Genomic DNA, 21,121 nt, shown 5'->3' with positions numbered 1-21,121 from the left:
AAAGGCCATGACCATGACCAGTAGCAACCGCACCCTGATGACCGACATCGACATCCAGCCCAACACCGACGGGCTGCCCGGCATCGACCAGTTCGAGAAGATCGTCGGCGCCATGATGACCGTCGGGCTCATCTGCGCCGTACTGGCCGTCATCATCTCCGCGATCGTCTGGGCGGCCGGCGCCAACTCCTCGAACCCGTCTCTGGCAGGACGCGGTAAGACCGGCGTCCTGATCGCCCTGGTCGCGGCCGTCATCTGCGGGGCCGCGGTGGCCGTCGTGAACTTCGCGCACGGGATCGGGCAGGCGGTGTGAGGTCATGATCTGTGACGACCCGATCGCCGCCACCGTCTGCCAGGAAGCAGCCGACCAGGCCACCTCGGTCGCCTTCGGGGTCTTTGAGGACCTCGCCGACGGCGTGGGTGGGGTGGCCGAATTCCTCATCAAGGGCCTGTGGACCGTGATGGACTCCACCACCTCCGTCGACCTGAGCACCGAAAGGTTCGGGCGCGTGTACGGTCTCACGTTCGGCATTGCGGTCTTCCTGATGCTCGCGTTCTTCCTGTTCCAGCTCATCACCGCGATGCTGCACCGCGAACCCGGCGCACTCGCCCGCGCACTTTCGGGCCTGGCCAAGAGCGTGCTCGGGTCGTTCGTCGTGGTGATGCTCACCGGGCTGCTGTTGGAGATCGTGGACCATGTCTGCCTCGCCCTGGTCGCCGCGGCTGGCACCAGCATGGACGAGATGGGCGGACAGCTCGCCGCCCTCGCCGCAGTTGGCGTCACCGGGTCGATCGTCGCCCCCCAGACGGGGGCGCTGTTGAATCTGTTCCTGTCCGGCCTCGTGGTCGGCGCGGCCCTGATCACCTGGTTCTCGCTCCTGATGCGCAAGGCCCTGCTGCTGATCGCGATCGCGCTCGCCCCCATCGCGCTGGCCGGAGCGTCCTGGGACGCCACCCGCAGTTGGGTCGCCAGGTGGGCACAGTTCGTGATCGCGCTGATCGTCTCCAAGCTCGTCATAGTGGTCATATTCCTCCTGGCCACCACCATGACCGCCTCGCCGGTCGCGGCCGACCTTGCGACCTGGACGGACAAGCTCTCCGGCGTCACGTTGCTGCTGGTGGCCGGTTTCGCGCCGTACCTGGCGTACAAGGCGATCGCCTGGATGGGGTTCGACATGTATCACGCCATGTCGATCGAGCAGGAATCGAAAGCAGCACTCAACCGGCCCGTGGCCCTGCGTGCCGCGCCGTCCGCCCGGGTCGAGCCCGGCCAGCGAGAGGTACAGAAGATTCTGCCCAGTGGCGGTGGAGGCGACGGCGGCACCGCTCGCGCCGGAACCGGCCCAGGCGGCGGCCCCGGTGGCCGGCCCTCCGGCGGCAGGGGCTTGCCGGCTGGTGCTCCGGTGACGGCGGGCGGCGGCACGGCGGCGGGGAGCCAGGCGGGCGCGGCCGGTGGGAAGGCGGCGGCGACGAAGGCGGCTGCGGTCGGCGGCGCCGGCGCGGTAACCGCCGGGGTGGCGATTCCGTTGATCGTCGCGACCGAGGCCGCCAAGGCTGCCACGACCGCAGGGCCGAAAGCGGGAGCTGCCATGGGTTCGGCCGCCGTACAGCAAGCAGACCAGGGGGCACCGACCGGGTCGGATGCCCCGCGACCGGCAGGCGCACGCCGCGCTGGGGCGCGTCCGGCGCCGTCGGGCCCGCCTGCGGCCGCCCCGACGCGGGCTGTCCCCGCCGTGGTGACGAACAGGAGCGCGGAGCGATGACGGCGACGACGTCGAACGACGGGGGCGTGAAGTTTTCCCGGCTCCCCAAGCGTGGCGTGCTGCTGGGCCTGACCGTCGCGCAACTCGTCGCTCTGGGGTCGGGGCTGGTGCCACTGATCGCGGCGATCTACACCGGTGGCACGGCCGTTGTGGCCGTGCTGCCGCTGATGATGGTCGCGGCGGTCGTCGCGCTGGTGCCGGTTGCCGGGCGTCCGATCGTGACCTGGCTGCCAGTCGCCTCGGCATGGGTGTGGCGGACGATGACCGGCCAGCTCGAGTTCCGCGCCCGGACCGATAGGCCCCGGCCTGCCGGGACGCTCGCGTTGCCGGGCCGGGCTGCCGCGCTGCGTCTCGTGACCGACCCGGTCACGGGTGCGGCGCTCGTCCACGACCCGCACGCCGCGACGCTTACTGTGACGGTCCCGGTCACCGCGGGCGGGTTCACTCTCCTGGACGGCGACGAGCAGGCACGTCGCGCCGCCGACTGGGGGCGGGTGCTGGCCACGGCGTGCCGTTCAGGGAACCTGGCCGCGCTCACCGTCACCGAACGGACCCTGCCCGGGTCCGGCGCGTCCCTGGCGCAGTGGTGGCAGGCCCACGGCACCCACGACGACGGCCTGCCAGCCACGGTTTACGGCGAGCTGATCGAACGCGCCGGCCCGACCGCTGAACGTCACGACACGGCGATCACGCTGACACTGAACATGCGTACGGCCGCGCGGGCCGTGCGCGCGGCCGGCGGCGGCCTCACCGGCGCGGTCGAGGTCCTGCGGCAGGAAACCCACACGATCAGCACGGCACTGCGCACCGCGGACCTTGCTCCATCACCTCCGTTGGACGCGGGCGGACTCGCGGTCCGCCTGCGCACCGCCTACGACCCAGGCTGCGGGCCGCTGCTGGAACGCAACCCGTCGGCCGGGCGCGACCCGCACGCCGCAGGCCCGATCGGGGTGAGCGAGTCCTGGGGTGCGGTGCGTGCCGACGGGTCGTGGCACGCGACCTTGTGGATCTCGCAGTGGCCGCAAAGCGCCGTGCATCCCGGGTTCCTCGCGCCGCTGCTGCTGACCAGCGGGATCCAGCGCACCCTGACGATCCGCTACGAGCCCGTCCGCCCCGATGCGGCCGCGCGGGACCTGCGCCGCAAGAAGACGGGCCACCTCACCGAGGCCGCACAGCGCGCCAAAGCCGGGCAGATCCAGGATGCGACCCAGGCCGCCGAACTCGACGACGTCCTGGCTCAGGAGGCCGAGCTCGCGGTCGGGCACGGCGTCCTGCGCACGACGGGCCTGCTGACCGTCACCGCCACGGAGCCCGACGACCTGGAACGCGATGTCGCGGCCGTGGAGCAAGCCGCCGTGCAGGCCGGGTGCGAGACCCGGCGCCTGTGGGGTCAGCAGGCCGCAGCACTGTGCGCCGTCGCCGTCGTCTGACCGAGGGGCGCGCCCGCCGCACCCCGCCACGGTGATGTCGCGACCGGGGAAATGCCGGCGCACCTGATGGCCATGAGCACCACGCCCTCGCCGCACGGCCCGGATGCGCCCGGCCGGCCGCCGGAGCGCACCGCGACGGCCGGAACCCTCCAGATCGAGCTCTGGCATGTCGGCCGCGAGCCGGAGCCGTGGCCCGACCGCGGCGCACGGCAGCGATACTCTTACCGCGTCACCGACACCGCGCAGCAGCCATCGAGCCAGGACGACGACAACCCCGAACGCCCCACCGGAGCCGTCGCGGTCGGCGACGACTTGCGCTCCGGCGTCGGCGCGCCAGCCGACCCGGACGAGATGCTGCGCAGCCTCGTCTCCTTCCTGTCCGCAGCCGGTGAGGCCTACGCGCACACGATGCGGAACCCGGCCACGCCGTCGGAGAACCTGGACCTGTTCCCGGAATGGCTGAACGAGGCCGCCTACCAGAACATCAGCGAGCTGGCCCTGCTCGAACTTGATCTGGATCCGGACTACGAGCCGGTGGACGACGAGGCGTTCGAGGCCGCGTTCATGGCCGCCACCGAGACACCCGAACCGGCACCTGCCTGGCCGCCAGCGGCCTGGTACGCCGTCGTGTTCCTCGACGGCGACGAGGGGCACCAGGTCGTCGATCTGATCCAGGAGCGCGGCGTGGATGCCGCGCTCGCGTATTTGTCGGCCTGGGACTACGGCACCGAGACCCGCGACACGGCCCTGTTCCACGGGCACATCCACGACACCCCGCCCAGAAGCGTCGGCAGCCATGAGGTCGTCGATGGCGATGTCGCGCTGGTGTGGCATGCCGGGTTGGGACACGTGAACCTGCTGTGCCGCTTCGACCCGACTCAAGAGCCGCCCGCGTTCTGGCCCGGCCATGTCGCGCGTCTCTCGTCGCAGACCCCACGGGGCGTGGCCATGACCCCGCCGCCCCGGAACCCCGAGACCAATCGGCGTGACACACCAGGGCTGTGACCGCACCAGGCAACCTCGAGGCGCGTGCGGGACACCTCCGAAGTGCCCGTTCGGCACACAGGAAGGTAACGACCATGGCCATCTACGGCGACCACCTCGGTGCGTCCGACGACGCCTACCGGGCCGCGCGCGCTCTGGCGCACGCCACGATCCGGCTCGACCACCCGGAGGACCCGTTCGATGTCCAGCGCCAGCGGCCGGAGTATCCCGAGGACACCTACTCGGTGATCGGGAACGTGCTGGCGGTCCTGCGCTGCCTGCACCAGGTCGTCCAGCAGGTCGACGCCTGCCAGCACCGCGCCGCCGCCAGGGCCACCGGCAGGGACCTGACCGCCGCCGCGCACGGACACCTGCGCGATGCGGTCTTCGCCCTGGACCGCGCGCACGCTCACCTCGACCTCGCCCTGGGCGTCACCTCCGCCATCACCTGGCAGCCCGCACCGACACCCCAACAGCCCGCGGCGGCTGTTCGGGCCGACGCCGACGTCGCGCCTGCGGCGTCGTCGGGTGTCACGCGCGGCGGGGCGAGCGGGCTGGGACTGTGAACCGCGACCGCGAGCGGGTGCATGTCGCCCCGGGGTTCGTCCCGGCCCGGGAGCCGCGGGCAGCCCGGCGTGAGCGGCGGCGCCTGCTCCAGGAACTGCGCGCCGCGGCGGCCGCCCGGCGCCCGGCCCGTGAGCGGCAGCCGCGTGTGGAATATCTGCCACGGGCGGGCGAACCGGGCCCGGCGGCCCTGCGGTCTCCGATCGGCCTGCACGTCCAGGCCCACCAGGACACCTCCGCGGTGTGGGGCAGCGCGTACCCGTTCCTGGCTGGTGGCGGGCTGGGCGGGGACGGGGTGTTCGTCGGGCAGGACGCCACCAGCGGCGCCTCGTTCGTGTTCGATCCCTGGACGTTGTATCGCCAGGGCCGGATCACCGCGCCGAACGTCGTGCTCGCCGGGATCGTCGGCGCCGGGAAGTCCTCACTCGCCAAATCCCTGTACCTGCGGAGCCTCGCGTTCGGGCGGCGCGTGTACGTCCCGTGCGACCCCAAGGGCGAACACACCGCCGTCGCCGAAGCGGTCGGCGGGCGGGCGATCCAGATCGGGCCCGGCCTGCCCGCCCGCCTCAACCCGCTGGACCCCGGCCCCCGCCCCTCAGCCGTCTCCGACGACGAATGGGACGCGCAGGTGCGGGCCCGGCGCCGGGCGCTGCTGGGCGCGCTCGCCGAGACCACCCTCGGCCGACCGCTCTCGCCCGTGGAACACACCGGCCTCGACGTCGCCCTGACCGCGACGGTCCGTGCAGCCGACGGCGTGCCCGTCCTGCCCGCCGTCGTCGACCTGCTGCTCGACCCGCACCGCGACGACGACCCCGACCGGCGCCTCGCCGAGGACGGCCGCCCGGTCGCGCACGCGCTGCGGCGGCTGGTGCACGGGGACCTGGCGGGCATGTTCGACGGGCCCTCGACCATCGCGTTCGACCCGCACCTGCCGATGCTGTCCCTGGACCTGTCCCGCGTCACCGAGAACTCCACCGCCCTGTCGGTGCTGATGACGTGCGCTGCCGCGTGGATGGAGGCCGCGCTCGCCGACCCCGACGGCGAGCAGCGGTGGGTCGTGTACGACGAGGCCTGGCGCCTCATGTCCCACCCTCCGCTGCTGCGCCGCATGGACGCCCATTGGCGGCTGGCGCGGCACTACGGAATCGCGAACCTGCTCGTCTTCCACAAGCTGTCCGACCTGGACAACGTGGGCGATGCCGGATCGGCTGCCCGCGCGATCGCGACCTCGTTGCTCGCGAACGCCGAAACCCGCGTCATCTACCGGCAGGAGACCGACCAGATCGGCCCCACCGCCCAAGCTCTCGGCCTGACCGCCGCCGAGACCGCCCGGCTGCCGTTCCTCGGCGTCGGGCAGGGACTGTGGAAGATCCGCAACGACGCCGCCGTCGTCACCCATCAGCTCCACGACCTCGAAGCGAACCTCTTCGAAACAGGAACCCGCGCACACGGAAACTGTTAGAAGTTCCCGTGAAAACTGACGGTTCTGGTGGGAACTTGAGTACTCACGGCTCGATCGAAGCGGTCGGATGCTCATGTTCGCAGGGGAGCAGCTGCGACTCTTCGGCACCCGCGTCTATGCGTCAGTGTTCACTGTATGATCAGCGCATGCTGACTATTGCTTCGCAGTTGGACGTGATGAACCGGCTGGGCCGTGCGATGGCGGATCCGACCCGGTCGCGGATTCTGATGAGGTTGTTGGAGGGGCCGGGGTATCCGGCGGTGCTCTCGCGTGAGCTGGAGCTGACGCGTTCGAACGTGTCGAACCACCTGACGTGTCTGCGGGACTGCGGGATCGTGGTTGCTGAGCCGCAGGGCCGGCAGACACGGTATGAGATCGCCGATCCGCATCTGGCGGCAGCGTTGATGGCGCTGGTCGAGGTGACGCTCGCGGTCGACGAGAACGCGCCGTGCATCGACCCGGGCTGTTCGGTGGCGGGCTGCTGCGGGACGGGAGCGGGCTCATGAGCGCGGTCCCGGGGTCCCAGGTGACCGAGGTCGACCTCGAGGATGACGACGATCACGACGGGCCGTGGTGGCGCGATCGTGAGGTGATGGTGCCGGTCTTCTCCGGCGTCGCGTTCGCCGCGGGTCTGATCTGCGAGTGGTCCGGGGCTGAGACGGCCGCGCTGGTGGTGTTCTGGATCGGGCTGCTGCTCGGTGCGTCGACCTTCACTCCGGGTGCGATCCGCAAGCTGTTTCAGGGCAAGCTCGGCATCGGGCTGCTGATGACGATCAGCGCGATCGGCGCGGTCATCCTGGGCTACGTCGAGGAAGCGGCTGCACTCGCGTTCCTGTACTCGATTGCCGAGGCGCTCGAGGACAAGGCGATGGACCGCGCCCGCGGCGGTCTTCGGGCGCTGCTCAAGCTGGTGCCCGAGACCGCTACCGTGCTGGCCGATGGCTCCTCCAAGGAGGTCGCCGCGAAGGACCTGACCGTCGGCCAGGTCATGCTGGTGCGGCCCGGTGAGCGGATCGCGACGGACGGCGTCGTGCGTACCGGCCGCAGCAGCCTGGACACGTCCGCGATCACCGGCGAGTCGATCCCCGTGGAGGTCGAACCGGGCGACGCCGTCCCGGCCGGCGCGATCAACGCCGCCGGAGTGCTGGAGGTCGAGGCCACCGCGGCCGGGACGGACAACTCGCTGACCACGATCGTCGAGCTGGTCGAGCAGGCGCAGAGCGAGAAGGGTGAGCGGGCGCGTCTGGCCGACCGGATCGCGCGCCCGCTGGTCCCGGGCGTGCTGATCCTGGCCGTGCTGGTCGCGCTGATCGGATCGCTGGTCGGGGACCCTGGGCTGTGGATCACGCGTGCTCTGGTCGTGCTGGTCGCGGCCTCCCCGTGCGCGCTGGCGATCTCGGTCCCGATCACGGTGGTCGCGGCGATCGGCTCGGCCAGCAGGTTCGGCGTCATCATCAAGTCGGGCGCGATCTTCGAACGGCTGGGCCGCATCCGGCACGTCGCGGTGGACAAGACTGGCACGCTGACCCGCAACGAGCCTGCCGTGACCGGTGTCCTGACCGCCGACGGCGTCGCGGAGCAGGACGTGCTGGCCTGGGCAGCGTCCCTGGAGCAGCACAGCGCGCACCCGCTGGCTGCGGCCATCACCGCTGCGGCACCTGGGGTGCCGGCGGCGCAAGAGGTCAGCGAGCTGGCCGGGCACGGCATCCAGGGCACCATCGACGGCGCTCAGGTCACGGTCGGCAGCCCTCGCTGGGTCGAGCCCGGAGCGCTGGCCGACGCCGTCGCGGACCTGGAGTCCCAGGGCATGACCGTCGTGATCGTCCACCGGGCAGGCGCGCCGGTCGGCGCGATCGGTGTGCGCGACGAGCTCCGCCCGGAGGCGCCCGAGTTCGTCCGCACCCTGACCGGTCAGGGAACCGGGGTGACCATGCTCACCGGGGACAACCAGCGCACCGCCCAGGCGCTGGCCGACCAGGCCGGGATCACGGACGTGCGCGCGCAGCTGCGTCCTGAGGACAAGGCCGCCGCGATCACGGAGCTGACGGCCTTACGGTCCACGGTGATGATCGGTGACGGCATCAACGACGCCCCCGCTCTGGCCGGCGCGGACATCGGGATCGCGATGGGCGCGACCGGCTCGGACGCGGCGATCGAGTCCGCCGACGTCGCGTTCACCGGTCACGACCTGCGCCTGATCCCACGTGCTCTGGACCATGCCCGCCGGGGGCGGCGCATCATCAACCAGAACATCGTCCTGTCCCTCCTGATCATCGTGGTCCTGCTGCCCCTGGCACTGGCCGGCGTCCTGGGGCTGGCGGCGGTCGTGCTGGTCCACGAGATCGCCGAGGTCATCGTCATCCTCAACGGCCTGCGCGCATCCCGCACCCAGCGCGCGGAAGCCGGGCAACCACTTCGCGGGTAACGGCTGGGCCACCCTCGTCCGATCACCAGCGCTTCGGCCCGACAACAGGCCGCCGGAGCGCTGGTCCGGTCCGTTCATTCGCCCAGCGCGGCTTCAACGGCTTGGACGAGTTCGTCGGGAGTCTCGATGCCGAGCTTCTTGCCGTCCAGGAAAAAGGTGGGCGTGCCGTTGACGCCCAGGGTCCGGCCTTCGTCGAAGTCGCTCTGGACCCTGGCGGTGGTAGCGGGATCGGCGACCGTCTTGTCGAACGCTTCCATGTCGAGTTCGAGTTCCTTGGCGAACCTGCGGAACACCTGCGCCTTGGAGTCCTGCGACTCTCCCCACTCCGCCTGTGTCTCATACATGCGCTGGTACATCGGCTCGAGTTGTCCCTGGGCGGCGGCGGCCTCCACGGCGACGGCGGCGTTGGTGGAGTTGGGGTGCCCGGGGATCGGGAAGTACCGCATCACGAGGGTGAGGTTGTCCTTGTGTTCCTGGCGTAGTTGTTCGACCGTGGGGTAGTAGGCACGACACACTTCGCACTCGAAGTCGAGGAACTCGACCAGCACTGCCTTCTCGTCGCTTGCCTGGTTCAGGATGTGGCTGTCCTCGCGCACCACTTCGGCGTCAGCGGACTGCGGCTCGGAACTGGTCAGGGCGAGGACGACAAGGAGCGCGAACAGTCCGAGCACCCCGACGAGCAGGACGAGCTGGAGCAGGCGAGGTGCCGTCGTACGGCGGGTGGCGGGACGTTGGGTGGTCATCAGGTTCCTTTGCAGGGAGAAGCAGGGTTACGGGAGAAAGTGTGGGCACGTTCCTCGACGACCTGCACAAGTGCGGCGGTCAATGAAGTTGATGACGACGACGCCTGATCGGCAACGGTGCGGATGCGTCCGTCGGTCGCGAAGGGACAGGTCTTGACGGTGCTCCATCCTCGCGAGCAGGCGAGGACGAAGCCGGTGACAAGCAGTGCGCACAGGCGAACCAGGCGGTCGCGGTGGCGTCGTGCCTTGGGTTCTTGCTGATCCGTGACAGCGCTGGTTTCCACCGCGGACCCGACCTTCGAGGGCCTGGCTCTCGGCCAGTGCGAGGTCGGGCACGGTGGCCAGGTCCGCGGATTGCCGACAGCCGAGATGCTAGCGGGCGCGGCCAGCACGCAGCACATGGGCCCGTACTGGCTCCAGGGCGGGTAGGACTGTCATGACGGGGCGATCGTAGACGAGCGGGCTCGCCGAGCGCGGAAACAGGCGTGCCTCACGTGATGTTCGCACGGCAGGCGTCCAGCGCTCCGCTTACGTCCAGCAGCCATTTCAGAAGGGTCGCACCATGCTGTGTTCTTTCCGTTATGGTGGGGCCACCATGATCCTGATCCGTCACCTTCGTTCGGTCCTGGCTGCGGTGTGCCCGGGGCCTTTGGGTGCGGTGTCGGTGATGTTCCTTGTTCTGGCCATGGTCGGCGTGCATTCGCTGTGCAACGTTCACCGGGACGTGCCCTCCCCGGAGGCCGGGCACTCCCACGACAGCAGCCTGGTGCTCGTGGCTGATGTCGAAGCTGCTGAAGAGACGCCCGTCGAGGCTCTGCGCGAGCCCCTCGGCATCGGCTCTCATGGCTGCGCCGACCATCACACGGCGGCAGCGCAGTGCGACCCGGTCCTGCTGGCGCCGGTGCTGCATGCCAGCATGCCGGAGCCGGACAAGCAGCGCCTGGCACCCGCCCTGGCGCAACAGAAGCAGCCGACGGTGTCGGGCAGGTCTACTCCCGCCGCACCCTCCCTGCACGCGCTGGGGATCTCTCGGACGTAGATCGCCACATGTCCGCCGACGTGGGTACCCGTCGGCGGCCTTCGGCGCGCATTGCGACGACGGTGCGCAGCTTGTGGTCCTACCCATCCGAGCCGAAAGGTCCCCTGATGGAGCCCATCTCCGTCCCCTCGATTCATTCCACGACCCCCGACCCGATCCGGCCAGGCCCGTCCCGGCGTGGTCGCGGCCGCCATCGCGCGGCGACCCGACCCGGCCTGGGTTCCCTTCTCCGGGCGGCTGGTGAGCGCGCGGCGGCGGCGAGCGGTCGTGGCGCGGTGGTAGCCGCGGCCGGTTCAGGTGTGCTGTTGTCCTTGGCCGCGCCCTCCGCCCACGCTGCACCGGGTACGCAAGAATCCAGCACGGCACTCGCAAGCAAGCCGGTCAAGGAAGCGTTCGAAGCGATCGATCTCGACGCCCTGGCCGCACAGGCGCGCGAAACGGTAGCCGATGCTCGCGTGGTAACCGTGGCCCGCGACGTGCGTCTGAAGGTCGAGACTGCGCCCGTATCCGTGACCCCTGCCGTGGAGACTGAGGCCTACCAGGCGCAGCTCGCGGCCGAGGCAGAGGCCGAAGCCGCAGCGGAGGCCGCCGCACTGGCCGCCGAGGCCGCAGCGGTCGAGATCCCGGCTGCGGCCGCAGGAAACGACGTGGTATCGATCGCGATGCGCTACCTGGGTGTGCCGTACGTGTGGGGTGGGAACACTCCGGCAGGGTTCGACTGCTCCGGGTTCACGTCCTACGTCTACGCCCAGGTCGGGATCGACCTGCCCCGGACCTCCTCGGAGCAGCGGTACGCCGGAACCACAGTGTCTTCGGCACAAGCCCAGCCCGGAGACCTGATCTGGTCTCCCGGGCACATCGCGATCTATGCCGGGGACGGCATGCAGATCGAGGCGCCGGTCCCGGGCGAGACGGTTCGGTACAGCAGCATCTGGCAGTCCAACCCGACATTCATTCGCGTCGGCTGACCCGCTGTGGGGGGCGGACGCAGTCCACCCCCCACAGCCCTTCCGGAATACAGGCCGCCAAGGGCCGCCAGCGACGCGAGAGCGCAGGCGCCCTGATCGATGCGAGAGACCAATGCGTATAGACCAGCAATACTTACTCACACCACGCGGGACCTCACCCCGTTTGGTGGACACGGTGATACTGGATGTCTGATCCAGAGAAGCGAGTTCTGTAACCGATGGCAATGAAGAACTACCCCGAGGAGTTCAAGGCCGATGCTGTGGCCTTGTACGAGTCGACTCCCGGGGCCACGATCAAGGGCATCGCCCGTGACCTGGGCGTCTCGCGCGAGACGCTGCGGCTGTGGGTGCGCCGGGCTGCTGAGAAGCGCGGCCAGGTGGCTGTGACCGGCCAGGCAGGGCCCGAGGTGACGGAGCCGGCCGCATCGCCGGTGCGGTCCGGTGGCCGAGTTGGTCAGCTCGAGGCGCGGGTGGCCGAGTTGGAGGCCACCAACCGTCGCCTGGAGGCCGAGAAGCGGACGCTCGCGACCGAGCGGGAGATCTTGCGCAAGGCCGCGAAGTATTTCGCGGGAGAGACGACCTGGTGAGCCGCTTCCAGTTCGTCGCCGAGCACCACCCCGCCTATTCGGTGAAGCGGCTGTGTCAGGTCCTGGGCGTCAACCGGTCCTCCTACTACAAGTGGCAGGCCGGCGCTGAGGCCCGCGCCGCGCGGGCGGCCGAGGACGCCGTGCTTGCCGATCGGATTCGGCTGCTGCACCGCGAGGACCCCGCCCTGGGGTCCCCGCGGGTGACGTCCGAGCTGCGCAAGGCCCACCCGCAGGCCGAGCCGGTGAACCACAAGCGAATCGCCCGGGTGATGCGCCGGCACCGGCTCACCGGGATCCGCCTGCGTCGGCGGGTCCGCACGACGATCCCGGACCCGTCCGGGGTCAAGGTCGCCGACCTGATCAGCCGGGACTTCACCGCCGCCGAGCCGAACAGCAGGTATGTCGGCGACATCACCTACCTGCCCGTGGGCGGCGGGAAGTTCCTCTACCTGGCCACGGTGATCGACCTGTGCTCCCGCCGCCTGGCGGGCTGGTCCATCGCCGACCACATGCGCACCGACCTCGTCGAAGACGCGCTCAAGGCCGCTGCGGCCGAGCGCGGCTCGCTGGCCGGGGCGATCTTTCACAGCGACCACGGAGCCCAGTACGGATCCCGGGATTACGCCAACCTCTGCACGACACTGCAGGTCACCCAGTCCATGGGCGCGGTCGGCACCAGCGCCGACAACGCCGCAGCCGAGTCCTTCAACGCCACCCTCAAACGCGAGATCCTGGCCGGCGCGCCCGCCTTCGACGGACCCCGAGCCGCACGGCTCGCGGTGTTCCGGTGGGCCACCCGCTACAACACCCGACGACCCCACTCACGCTTGGGAAACCAGAGCCCGGCCGACTACGAGAGGAACCTTCAAGCAGCTACGCTGCAGCCTGCCGCATGACCACACAATGACGTGTCCACTTTTCGGGGCGAAGGCCCCGCGTCTCGCGCCGAACACTCAGTCCCGAGCGACCGTTGCACCATTCGGTGCCGGCCGCGTTGATCGCGATCGCGCTCCTGCTGGCAGTGCTGGTCGGAAGTGTCGCGCCACCCGCGGCGGCCCATGACCAGCTGTTGTCCTCGAGCCCTGCCGACGGTGCGGCCATCGGCTCCTTGCCGAGTGAGATCGAGCTGGTCCTGACCGCGACTCCGCTGGCTGCCGGTGCCACTTTGGTGCTCACGACTCCAGACGGGCGCACTCTCACCGCAGGAACACCCGAGGTCGATACCGCGCGCGGTGCCGCGACCTTCCCGGTGACCGGCGACGGCCCGCCCGGCACCTACACCGCGGCGTGGCACGTCGTGTCCTCGGACGGGCACCCGATCGAGGGAACGTTGAAGTTCACCGTGAAATCAGGCCCGACGCCAGCGAAACCGCCCCCCTCACCGATCGAGACCCGCGACAATCAGAGCCCCAGTGCCACAGCATCCGGCGCATCGCAGAAACCCACCGTGACGCCGCCCGCGCGGGAATCAACCGCGGTCTCGACGAACGGCACGAACGATCGGCGGGGCTCGAACCCGCTGGCAGTGATCGCGGCGCTCGTGGCAGGCGTCGTCGCCGTACTTGTCCTGGTCACCTTCATCACCCGACGTCGTGGCTCGCTCCGCGAACCAGGCAGTCCGTCGCCAGGAGAGTCCGCCAAGAGTCGCGACGACACGGACCGGCCCGAATGACCGCCCTCGGCCACTCGGCCCGACTGATCAGCGGGTCGGAGGGACCGATGTGGATCCCGAGCGACCCGCCGTCCTTGTCGACCTACCTTGCTCCGACGATCCAGCCGGTTGCGGTCATTCCAGTGATCGAGATCGTCCTGGCTAGGCTGTACCTAGCCGGAGCGATCCGGGTCTGGGTCACGGTCGCCGATGGCCTGCCTGGGCGCTGTCGTTTCTGGCCGGATGCGTCGTCCTGGTGGTAGTCACCGGCGCTGGGATCGAGAGGTGCGGGCTGGAGATGTTTCCGTCTTCATGTTCCAGCAACTCACTCTCATGATGACCGTGCCGCCGCTGCTGGTATTGGGCAGGCCAGGAACGTGGCTCCTGTGCGGCCTGCCCCACGACCGCATCGGTGCGGTGATCCTGGTCGGAGCGCGGTGGGGACTGCGGTCATGGGCCGGGCGTCTGGCCCTGCACCCAGCGCTGATCATGCTCGCACGCTGACGCAAGGACGAAGCCCGTTCGACTGCCGCCGCCGACCGCCGGAACCTGCACCACGACCCGGACCTGGACGCCAATAACGCCGACCTCCAGCGCCAGGCCCAGCGGCCACCGATGAGCTGATGGAACAACCGCTGCACATGTCCGCGGCGACGGATATTGAATATTCGCGCCGTTCGGCGATATAATCGCTGCATGACGATGAATAGTGGCTCTCGGGATCTCGCGGGGTCGGGTGATCCTGTGGGCGTGGTGGCGGCGGTTGCTCCGGCTGCGGCGTTGTATCGGGCGTTGAGTGAGCCGGCTCGGTTGTTGATCGTGCGGCATTTGTTCACCGGTGAGCATCGGGTGCGGGATCTGACCGAACATCTCGGTCTGGCGCAGAGCACGGTCAGTGCTCATCTGGCATGTCTGCGTGAGTGCGGGCTGGTGGCCTCTCGTGTGCAGGGTCGTGCGTCGATGTTCTCGCTGGTCGACCGGGACAGGCTGGCGGCCTTGTTCGCGGTGACCGAGGGGCTGCTTGAGGCCACTGGTTCGGCTGCGGTGTTGTGCCCGCACGTGGACCTGCCGGGCAGCGCGGTGTCGGGCTTCGTTCCGGATGGTGCCGGTCAGGGGCGTGCCCGATGAGTCATGACCACAGCCACGGTGGGCTGGGTGGGCATGATCATCGCGGGCGGCTGGGGGTCGCGTTCGGGATCACCGCGGCGATCCTGGTGGCGCAGGGGGTCGGCGCGCTGGTGACGGGCAGTCTGGCGCTGTTGGTGGACACCGTTCACATGCTCACTGACGCCTCGGGTCTGCTGCTGGCCCTGATCACGGCTTCCCTCACGTTGCGCCCAGCGTCCTCGCGCCGCACCTGGGGCTACCGGCGTGCGGAGGTCCTGGCCGCGCTCGGTCAGTCCGCGGTTCTGCTGGCCGTGGGGGCCTACGTGCTGATCGAGGGAGTCCAGCGGCTCGTGGGGCCACCCGAGATCCCGTCCAGTGAACTCCTCGTTTTCGGGGTCATCGGTCTGGTCGGGAACGTCGCCGCGATGCTGGTCCTGGCCGGCAGCCGTTCGGCCGACTTCAACCTGCGGGCCGCGTTCCTGGAGGTCCTGAACGACGCCCTGGGCTCGCTCGGGGTGATCATCGCGGCCATCGTGATCGCCACCACCGGCTGGCAGCAGGCCGACGCGGTCGCGGGCCTGCTCATCGGCGCTCTGATCGTGCCCCGCGCGATCACACTGCTGCGCGAGACGACCTCGGTACTGCTGGAGACCACGCCACCCGGCCTGGACCTGGACCAGGTCCGCACTCACCTGCTGCGTGCCGGTCACGTGCGCGAGGTGCACGACATGCACGCCTCCCTGATCGCCACCGGGCTGCCCACGATCAGCGCCCATGTCGTCGTGGACGAGGAATGCTTCACCGACGGCCACGCCCCACAGATCCTGGACGACCTGCAGGCGTGCGTCGCCACCCACTTCGACATCCCGGTCGAGCACTCCACCTTCCAGATCGAACCGGCCGGTCACCGCGACCACGAAGCCCCCAGCCATGCCTGACCGCGACCGCGGGCGGCACGCACCTGAGCCGTACGACGTCGTCGTGGTCGGTGGCGGGCAGGCAGGTCTGGCCGTCAGCTACCACCTGGGCCGCGCGGGTGTGCGGCATCTGGTGCTCGAGGCGGCCGACCGGGTCGGGTCCAGCTGGTGTGACCGGTGGGACTCGCTGCGGCTGTTCACCCCTGCCGCATACAGCGCGCTGCCCGGCCTGTCCTTCCCGGGCCCGGGTGACCGGTACCCCAGCGGGATGGACGTCGCCGGCTACCTGGCTGGTTACGCCGAGCAGTTCGACCTGCCGGTACGCACCAGCTCACCGGTCCGCGCCCTGACCCGCGACGCCGGGCAGACGGCGGTGAACAGGTTCACGCTCGCCACACCATCCGGGCTCGTCACCGCGCCCCGGGTCGTCGTCGCGACCGGCGCGTTCGGCACCCCTGCCGCACCCGGGTTCGCAACCCGCCTCGACCCAGACCTGCCCGCGCTGCACTCCCACGACTACCGGCGTCCGAGCGACGTCCCCGACGGCGTGGTCCTGGTGGTGGGGGCGGGTAACACCGGATACCAGCTCGCGCTCGAGCTCGCCGGCCACGGACGCACCGTTCACCTGGCCCACGGCAGTGTCGGGCGCACGGTGCCTCAACGGGTCGCAGGCCGCGACATCTTCTGGTGGTTGACTCACACCCGCCTGATCATCACTCCTGCCGATTCCGCGGTCGGGCGACGGCTGCGCGCCAACGACCCGGTCATCGGCACCAGTCGCACCGCCCTGCGCAGCGCCGGGGTGAGGTTTCGGCCCCGTGCCGTGGACGGCACCGGCCGGGTTGTCTCCTTCGCTGACGGGACATCCCTGCGCCCCGACAGCATCCTGTGGGCCACCGGCTACCGCCACGAGGACCGCTGGATCGACATCCCCGAAGCGCTTGATGATCACGGCGCCCTGCGCACCACCGGACTGGACACTCCCGTGCGCGGGCTGCACGTGCTGGGCCGGCCGTGGCAACGCAGCCGTGGATCCGCCCTCCTGGGATTCGTCGGCCAGGACGCACACCATCTCGCCGCCACCGTCAGCGCCAGCCAGGACACCGCCCGGTCACCACGCCCGGCGGTCTGAAGAACGGGACGGTCAACACCGTGGCGCATCACCGTCTTTCACCGTCGCGGCGGTCTGCGACCATTGCTCAATGGACGACGAGGCCGTCATTCCCATCCTGCGCGTGCAGGACGCTGCCGCAGCAGTCGCGTGGTACGAACGACTTGGTTTCCGCCAGCAGTGGGAACACCGCTTCGAACCAGGCCTGCCCGCATTCGTCGAGATCGCCCGCGGCGGTGTGCGGTTGTTCCTGTCCGAGCACACCGGCGACGCCCGCCCCGACACGCTGGTCTACTTACGCCTCCACGACGTCCAGGACCTTGCCGCCGCCTTCGGCGTGCCGGTGACCGACGCGCCATGGGCGCGGGAGATCGAACTGGCCGACCCCGACGGCAACCGGCTGCGTATCGGCACCCCAACCCCATAACGCGCACCCCAGACGTGCACCCCGTGATGGACCCCGAGCATCCCCGGACGGATTCCACCGGGGGAACCGTGGCCGCCGGCGCGGACGATCCCGGCCCTCGCAGACGTTCAGATCCCGGGCTCGGACGGGGTCAGGCCGGGCGTGGCGCGTACATGATGACTGCTACGCCGACCAGGCAGATCAGGGCACCGGTCACGTCCCATCGATCGGGTCGGAAGCCATCCACGAGCATGCCCCAGGCCAGAGACCCCGCGACGAACACGCCGCCGTAGGCGGCCAGGATGCGGCCGAAGTCCGCATCGGGTTGCAGGCTGGCGAAGACACCGTAGATGCCCAGCGCGATCACGCCGGCGCCGATCCAGATCCAGCCCTTGTGCTCACGGATACCTTGCCAGACCAGCCACGCACCACCGATCTCGAAGACAGCAGCAGCGACGAACAACAGGATCGAGCGGACGGTGTCGTTCATCGGAGTGTGGTCTCCCTGGGGTGGGTGGGCAGGAGATCGGCGAGCAGGGGCGCGGCCTGATCGGGTGCGGTGATCGTCAGGTCGAACATCGGTCCGTGCAGGTCGATGCGGATGTCGTAGAACGCGCAGCACTGCTGCTCGGCGACAGCCAGCTCGGCGGCAAGGCCCAGCTCGGCGACCGGGAGGGCAGCCCGAACACCGTCAGCCATGCGAGTCAGGCTCACACCGGTGAACAACTCGCGCCACTGGTTGATGCGTTCGGCGTAGTCGGTGCCCTTGAGCGTGCATGCGACCGGTGCATCCCCGGCGGACGCCGGTGGCGTCGCAAGGGGCAGCCGGCGGCGGGGCCGGTCAAGGAACGCGCACGACGCGTCACACGGCGCGTCACGGTCGGGCAGAGCGTCCAGGTGCGCGATCGCGGCGCTCAGGGTGTCCTGCAGACCGCGCAGGGCGGTCAGGCGTTCGGCGGTCTGCTGGACACGATCGGCCAGCATCGGCCGGTAGGCCGCACGCACAGTGTGACAAGGCTCGGACTCCCACACGACGATCAGCTCCCGTACCGCGGACAGAGGCAGGTCAAGGTGCTTGGCCTGGGCGATGAACGCGAGCCGGTCCAACGCCTGCTGTCCGTACAGGCGGTACCCGTTGTCCGCCCGGGTGGCGGGCAGCAGGCCTTCGGCCTCGTAGTAGCGCAGGGTCGAGGCCGGTACCCCGGCACGCTCGGCCAGCTCACCGATCTTCATCTCGTCCATGCCCTCGACCGTAAACCTTCGAGTCGGCTCGAAGGTCAAGCCTGGTCTGAAGTCGGTGTGGCGGCCGATGTCGGGGAGGGGGTCAATGGGGCTGTGACGTAGCGGTTGGCGCCCTCGACGCTCATCCCGAACAGGTCGCACAGCTGGCGCACGTCACCGCCGCCGGCATGGGCTTCGGCCAGGATCCGGTCCTCGCGCAAGGCTTGTGGACGCAAGGTGGTCCGCTTCCACGGGAACTGTGCGCCGGGGTGGACCAGGCGCGGCGCGGTGCGTCGGGTGACGAACAGGTACGGGTTGATCGTGTTCGGCCAGGTCTTGGCGCGGTGGTCGAGCCAGGCGCGCAGGCGAGGCCGGACCGGGTCGGCCAGGGGGATGTTGCGGTCGCCGACCTGGAGGCGGCCGTCGATGATGTCGGTCAGCTGGACGCGTCGGACCTGGAGGTTGGTCAGCGCGTGAAAAGCGACCAGGGCCACGGCCAGCGCTATGGCGGGATCGGGTGAGGCCAGTGCGGCGCGGACCGCAGCGGTGTCCAGCGGCAGCGGTGTGCTGACGGCGGTGCCGGGGCTCGCCAGGGCCCGGGCAGGGTTCTGGAAGGTGATCTTGAGGGACTTCAGGATCGAGAACAGCGACCTCATACCGGTCACGGCTGTAGTGCGGTGGTGTCCCGAGGCAGGAAGGGCGTCGGCGACCATGCCGGAGCTGACTTCGGCCAGGGAGGTAGTGCCCTGATCGGCCCAGGTGGTCAGGATCGGCGTGAGCGCGTGGATCTGCTGACGGATGTTGACCGGTGCTCGCTGACGTCGGCGAGGAGCGGTGGCCGACCCGTCCATCATGACGCTCAACCAGGTCTCGAGCTGGGCACGCATGGGCTGGGGCAGGTGCCGGGTCTTGCTGGTGAAGTAGGTCTGGATGCGTGGGATGCGGTCCTCGACCAGGAGCCCGGCCGCCTCCAGGACGTCCATGGTGGAGACGATGTTGCCCGTGTAGGTGGGCAGGGTCAGCACGTCGGTGACGCGGATCCGCTCCTCGGGGCGGCTGCGGTAGGTTTGCAGCAGTCGCAGCGAGCGGACCACGTCGTTGCGCTGCCGGGTCGACCAGCCGTGCTTGGCCGCGTGCTCACGCACGATCTGGTGGCAGTGCCGGGTCAGCTCCCCGTCCTCCCACCGGGCACGTTCGGTCACGATCTGCGGGTCGAGGGTCATGGCGAACAGCTCACTCTGGATGCCATCGACCGGGGTGAACGGCCGGGAAGGGGCGCTGGGGCGCCGCTTGGGGCGCCGTGGCGGCGGCGGTGGGCGCAGCACACGGGTGGGTGTGGGCATGTTCGCCAGGAACATCTGCTGGCCGTGCTTGTTCGCTCCAGCCAGGTCGATGCCGTGGCCGGGTTCGTGGAGCATGCGCGCCTGCTCGAGGCACAACCGGCACGCGCCGGCGTCTCCCACCGGCGCGGTGCGCCCGCAGTAGTCGCACGGACTGGTCGGGAAGTGGGTGGCCCACCACCGGCAGATCCAGCACATCCAGTTGTGCTGACGGAACACGCCCCAGGCCAGGCAACTGGTGCACGAAGACAGGAACCGTGGCCCGCCGGGATGGCATGCGTCGCACAGGCCCTGGCTGAAGTACGCCGTCGACCCGCAGGCCCGGCACGGCGGCGGGGTGAACGGGCCACCGGGTAGGCACGCGTAGCAGTAGTCGACCCGCGGCTTGGACCAGGCGACCTTCGCCGACTGGCACCCGATGCACTTGGGCGGCGGGCGCAGCGGCGCGTCCGGCCCCGGCCTCACCGGATCCACCTCACAGCGGCGGCTGCGACCGCGGCTTGCCGAACCGCGGGGTCACCACCGTGGCTCCTGGATGCTCTTCTCCGACCGCCTCGGCCTGGGCCGGGCGCCGTGCGACCACCTTCTCTGGCTCCGGGATGAGCAGGTCGTCGGGCACGCACTCCAGTACCGCGCACAGCACGTCGAGCTCTTCCAGCCGGATCACCGGCGGACTGGCCGCCCACCACGAGGACATCTTCCCGGCACTGATCTCCAACCCGGCCTCGGCGAGCATGCGCCGCATCTGCGCGGACTTCCAGATCCCGCGCTCGGCGGCGGTCAGCCGCAGGTTCCACTTCATCCTCAGACCTCCCCGAAACGGGCCGCAACCCGCTGATTGGCGTTCTTCCACGCCTGCTCCACATGCTCGCTGCGCACATGGATATAGCCCGACGTCGTCGCGAGCCACTGGTGCCCCAACAGCTCCTGCAACGCCTTGAGATCCATGCCGGCCCCGTACAAGGACGAGGCGCAGTAGTGCCGCAGCACGTGCGGGGTCAACCGACCCGACCACGACGGAAGCCACAGCCCGGTCTGGATACCAAGCGCGCGACGCAACGCGTTGGACCCGACCCGCCCGCACCTGCCCAACCCGTCATCGAACCGCTCGGACGGCAGCATCGGCGCATCCGGGTTCGACCAGTCATCGCCGAACTGGTGGCGCACCTCGGCCAGCCACCAGTCGATCAGCTCGTCGGCACCGTTGATCGCAGGGACCAGCCGCTGCTTGGGTCCACGGCCGCGTGACCCTTTACCGAACCGGACATGGACCTTGCCCATCCCACCCAGGTCAGGGCGCCAATCGCGAATGTCGAGCATCACCGTCTGTCGACGACGCGTTGAGACTGACCCTGTAGCGACGGATTGGGACTGACCCCTCCGAGATGCTGGAGGGGTGATTG

Annotated in this window: 24 protein-coding genes; 17 read left to right on the top strand and 7 right to left on the bottom strand. The window is 69.9% G+C overall.

Annotated elements, in window-relative coordinates; all coding sequences use genetic code 11:
• Positions 1-13: 13 nt before the first annotated feature.
• The 8 genes from ABD208_RS18430 (at position 14) to ABD208_RS18395 (ending at position 8,628) form a co-directional block, all read left to right on the top strand.
• The gene (locus tag ABD208_RS18430; RefSeq protein WP_344105824.1) at positions 14-313 is read left to right on the top strand and encodes a DUF6112 family protein; all 300 of its coding nucleotides are present in this window, start codon (positions 14-16) and stop codon (positions 311-313) included.
• Between the two features lie 4 nt (positions 314-317).
• Positions 318-1,763: a TrbL/VirB6 family protein gene (locus ABD208_RS18425; RefSeq protein ID WP_344105822.1), complete on the top strand. Its 1,446-nt coding sequence runs from the start codon at positions 318-320 to the stop codon at positions 1,761-1,763.
• Positions 1,760-3,193, top strand: a complete 1,434-nt coding sequence (locus ABD208_RS18420) for an SCO6880 family protein (RefSeq protein WP_344105820.1) — start codon at positions 1,760-1,762, stop codon at positions 3,191-3,193. Before ABD208_RS18425 ends, ABD208_RS18420 begins: the two co-directional genes overlap by 4 nt.
• A gap of 72 nt (positions 3,194-3,265) precedes the next feature.
• Complete coding sequence (locus ABD208_RS18415; RefSeq protein ID WP_344105818.1) at positions 3,266-4,198, top strand: hypothetical protein; 933 nt, start codon at positions 3,266-3,268, stop codon at positions 4,196-4,198.
• A 74-nt stretch (positions 4,199-4,272) separates the two neighbouring features.
• Complete coding sequence (locus ABD208_RS18410; protein ID WP_344105816.1) at positions 4,273-4,743, top strand: hypothetical protein; 471 nt, start codon at positions 4,273-4,275, stop codon at positions 4,741-4,743.
• A complete protein-coding gene (locus ABD208_RS18405) occupies positions 4,740-6,203 on the top strand; it encodes an ATP-binding protein (protein WP_344105814.1) in 1,464 nt (487 codons plus the stop codon). The genes ABD208_RS18410 and ABD208_RS18405 overlap by 4 nt, the downstream gene beginning before the upstream one ends.
• A gap of 146 nt (positions 6,204-6,349) precedes the next feature.
• Positions 6,350-6,709, top strand: coding sequence for a Cd(II)/Pb(II)-sensing metalloregulatory transcriptional regulator CmtR (gene cmtR / locus ABD208_RS18400; protein WP_344105812.1), 360 nt, complete (start codon positions 6,350-6,352; stop codon positions 6,707-6,709).
• A complete protein-coding gene (locus ABD208_RS18395; RefSeq protein ID WP_344106030.1) occupies positions 6,706-8,628 on the top strand; it encodes a heavy metal translocating P-type ATPase in 1,923 nt (640 codons plus the stop codon). Before cmtR ends, ABD208_RS18395 begins: the two co-directional genes overlap by 4 nt.
• A 74-nt stretch (positions 8,629-8,702) precedes the next feature.
• Here the strand turns inward: ABD208_RS18395 and ABD208_RS18390 are convergent, their stop codons facing one another.
• Both ABD208_RS18390 and ABD208_RS18385 read right to left on the bottom strand, forming a co-directional pair.
• Entirely contained in the window at positions 8,703-9,371 is a 669-nt protein-coding gene (locus tag ABD208_RS18390; RefSeq protein WP_344105810.1) for a DsbA family protein, read from the bottom strand.
• Entirely contained in the window at positions 9,371-9,655 is a 285-nt protein-coding gene (locus ABD208_RS18385; RefSeq protein WP_344105808.1) for a hypothetical protein, read from the bottom strand. Before ABD208_RS18385 ends, ABD208_RS18390 begins: the two co-directional genes overlap by 1 nt.
• A gap of 311 nt (positions 9,656-9,966) precedes the next feature.
• Between ABD208_RS18385 and ABD208_RS18380 the strand changes: the two genes are divergently transcribed.
• The 9 genes from ABD208_RS18380 to ABD208_RS18340 all read left to right on the top strand — a co-directional run bounded on the left by ABD208_RS18380 (position 9,967) and on the right by ABD208_RS18340 (position 17,178).
• A complete protein-coding gene (locus ABD208_RS18380) occupies positions 9,967-10,410 on the top strand; it encodes a hypothetical protein (RefSeq protein ID WP_344105806.1) in 444 nt (147 codons plus the stop codon).
• Between the two features lie 107 nt (positions 10,411-10,517).
• On the top strand, positions 10,518-11,378 hold the full coding sequence (locus tag ABD208_RS18375) for a C40 family peptidase (RefSeq protein ID WP_344105804.1): 861 nt from the start codon (positions 10,518-10,520) through the stop codon (positions 11,376-11,378).
• 218 nt (positions 11,379-11,596) lie between these two features.
• Positions 11,597-12,861 (top strand): IS3 family transposase gene (locus ABD208_RS18370; protein WP_344105801.1). Its coding sequence is split into 2 segments (ribosomal slippage): positions 11,597-11,945 and positions 11,945-12,861, totalling 1,266 coding nucleotides; the frame shifts between segments, so codons are not numbered across the junction.
• A gap of 86 nt (positions 12,862-12,947) precedes the next feature.
• Positions 12,948-13,637 carry a copper resistance CopC family protein gene (locus ABD208_RS18365; protein ID WP_344105799.1) on the top strand — a complete coding sequence of 230 codons (690 nt, stop codon included), beginning with the start codon at positions 12,948-12,950 and terminating at the stop codon, positions 13,635-13,637.
• A 291-nt stretch (positions 13,638-13,928) separates the two neighbouring features.
• Positions 13,929-14,120 carry a cytochrome c oxidase assembly protein gene (locus tag ABD208_RS18360; RefSeq protein ID WP_344105797.1) on the top strand — a complete coding sequence of 64 codons (192 nt, stop codon included), beginning with the start codon at positions 13,929-13,931 and terminating at the stop codon, positions 14,118-14,120.
• Between the two features lie 192 nt (positions 14,121-14,312).
• Positions 14,313-14,744, top strand: a complete 432-nt coding sequence (locus ABD208_RS18355) for an ArsR/SmtB family transcription factor (protein WP_425561132.1) — start codon at positions 14,313-14,315, stop codon at positions 14,742-14,744.
• The gene (locus ABD208_RS18350; RefSeq protein ID WP_344105794.1) at positions 14,741-15,661 is read left to right on the top strand and encodes a cation diffusion facilitator family transporter; all 921 of its coding nucleotides are present in this window, start codon (positions 14,741-14,743) and stop codon (positions 15,659-15,661) included. Before ABD208_RS18355 ends, ABD208_RS18350 begins: the two co-directional genes overlap by 4 nt.
• Positions 15,654-16,772: a flavin-containing monooxygenase gene (locus ABD208_RS18345; protein WP_344105792.1), complete on the top strand. Its 1,119-nt coding sequence runs from the start codon at positions 15,654-15,656 to the stop codon at positions 16,770-16,772. The genes ABD208_RS18350 and ABD208_RS18345 overlap by 8 nt, the downstream gene beginning before the upstream one ends.
• Positions 16,773-16,842: 70 nt before the next feature.
• Positions 16,843-17,178 carry a glyoxalase superfamily protein gene (locus ABD208_RS18340; RefSeq protein WP_344105790.1) on the top strand — a complete coding sequence of 112 codons (336 nt, stop codon included), beginning with the start codon at positions 16,843-16,845 and terminating at the stop codon, positions 17,176-17,178.
• Positions 17,179-17,308: 130 nt separating this feature from the next.
• Here the strand turns inward: ABD208_RS18340 and ABD208_RS18335 are convergent, their stop codons facing one another.
• From ABD208_RS18335 to ABD208_RS18315, 5 genes are all read right to left on the bottom strand, one after another.
• Complete coding sequence (locus ABD208_RS18335; protein WP_344105788.1) at positions 17,309-17,647, bottom strand: YnfA family protein; 339 nt, start codon at positions 17,645-17,647, stop codon at positions 17,309-17,311.
• Complete coding sequence (locus ABD208_RS18330; protein WP_344105786.1) at positions 17,644-18,399, bottom strand: MerR family transcriptional regulator; 756 nt, start codon at positions 18,397-18,399, stop codon at positions 17,644-17,646. Before ABD208_RS18330 ends, ABD208_RS18335 begins: the two co-directional genes overlap by 4 nt.
• Before the next feature lie 35 nt (positions 18,400-18,434).
• Positions 18,435-19,796 (bottom strand): hypothetical protein, encoded by a 1,362-nt coding sequence (locus ABD208_RS18325; RefSeq protein WP_344105784.1) that lies wholly within the window; start codon positions 19,794-19,796, stop codon positions 18,435-18,437.
• Between the two features lie 397 nt (positions 19,797-20,193).
• Positions 20,194-20,520 carry a helix-turn-helix domain-containing protein gene (locus ABD208_RS18320; RefSeq protein WP_344105783.1) on the bottom strand — a complete coding sequence of 109 codons (327 nt, stop codon included), beginning with the start codon at positions 20,518-20,520 and terminating at the stop codon, positions 20,194-20,196.
• Between the two features lie 2 nt (positions 20,521-20,522).
• Positions 20,523-21,038: a tyrosine-type recombinase/integrase gene (locus ABD208_RS18315; protein ID WP_344105781.1), complete on the bottom strand. Its 516-nt coding sequence runs from the start codon at positions 21,036-21,038 to the stop codon at positions 20,523-20,525.
• Between the last annotated feature and the right edge of the window lie 83 nt (positions 21,039-21,121).

The sequence above is a fragment of the Myceligenerans crystallogenes genome, from assembly GCF_039529775.1.
Classification (GTDB): domain Bacteria; phylum Actinomycetota; class Actinomycetes; order Actinomycetales; family Cellulomonadaceae; genus Myceligenerans; species Myceligenerans crystallogenes.
This window is presented reverse-complemented; position numbering and strand designations above follow the sequence as displayed.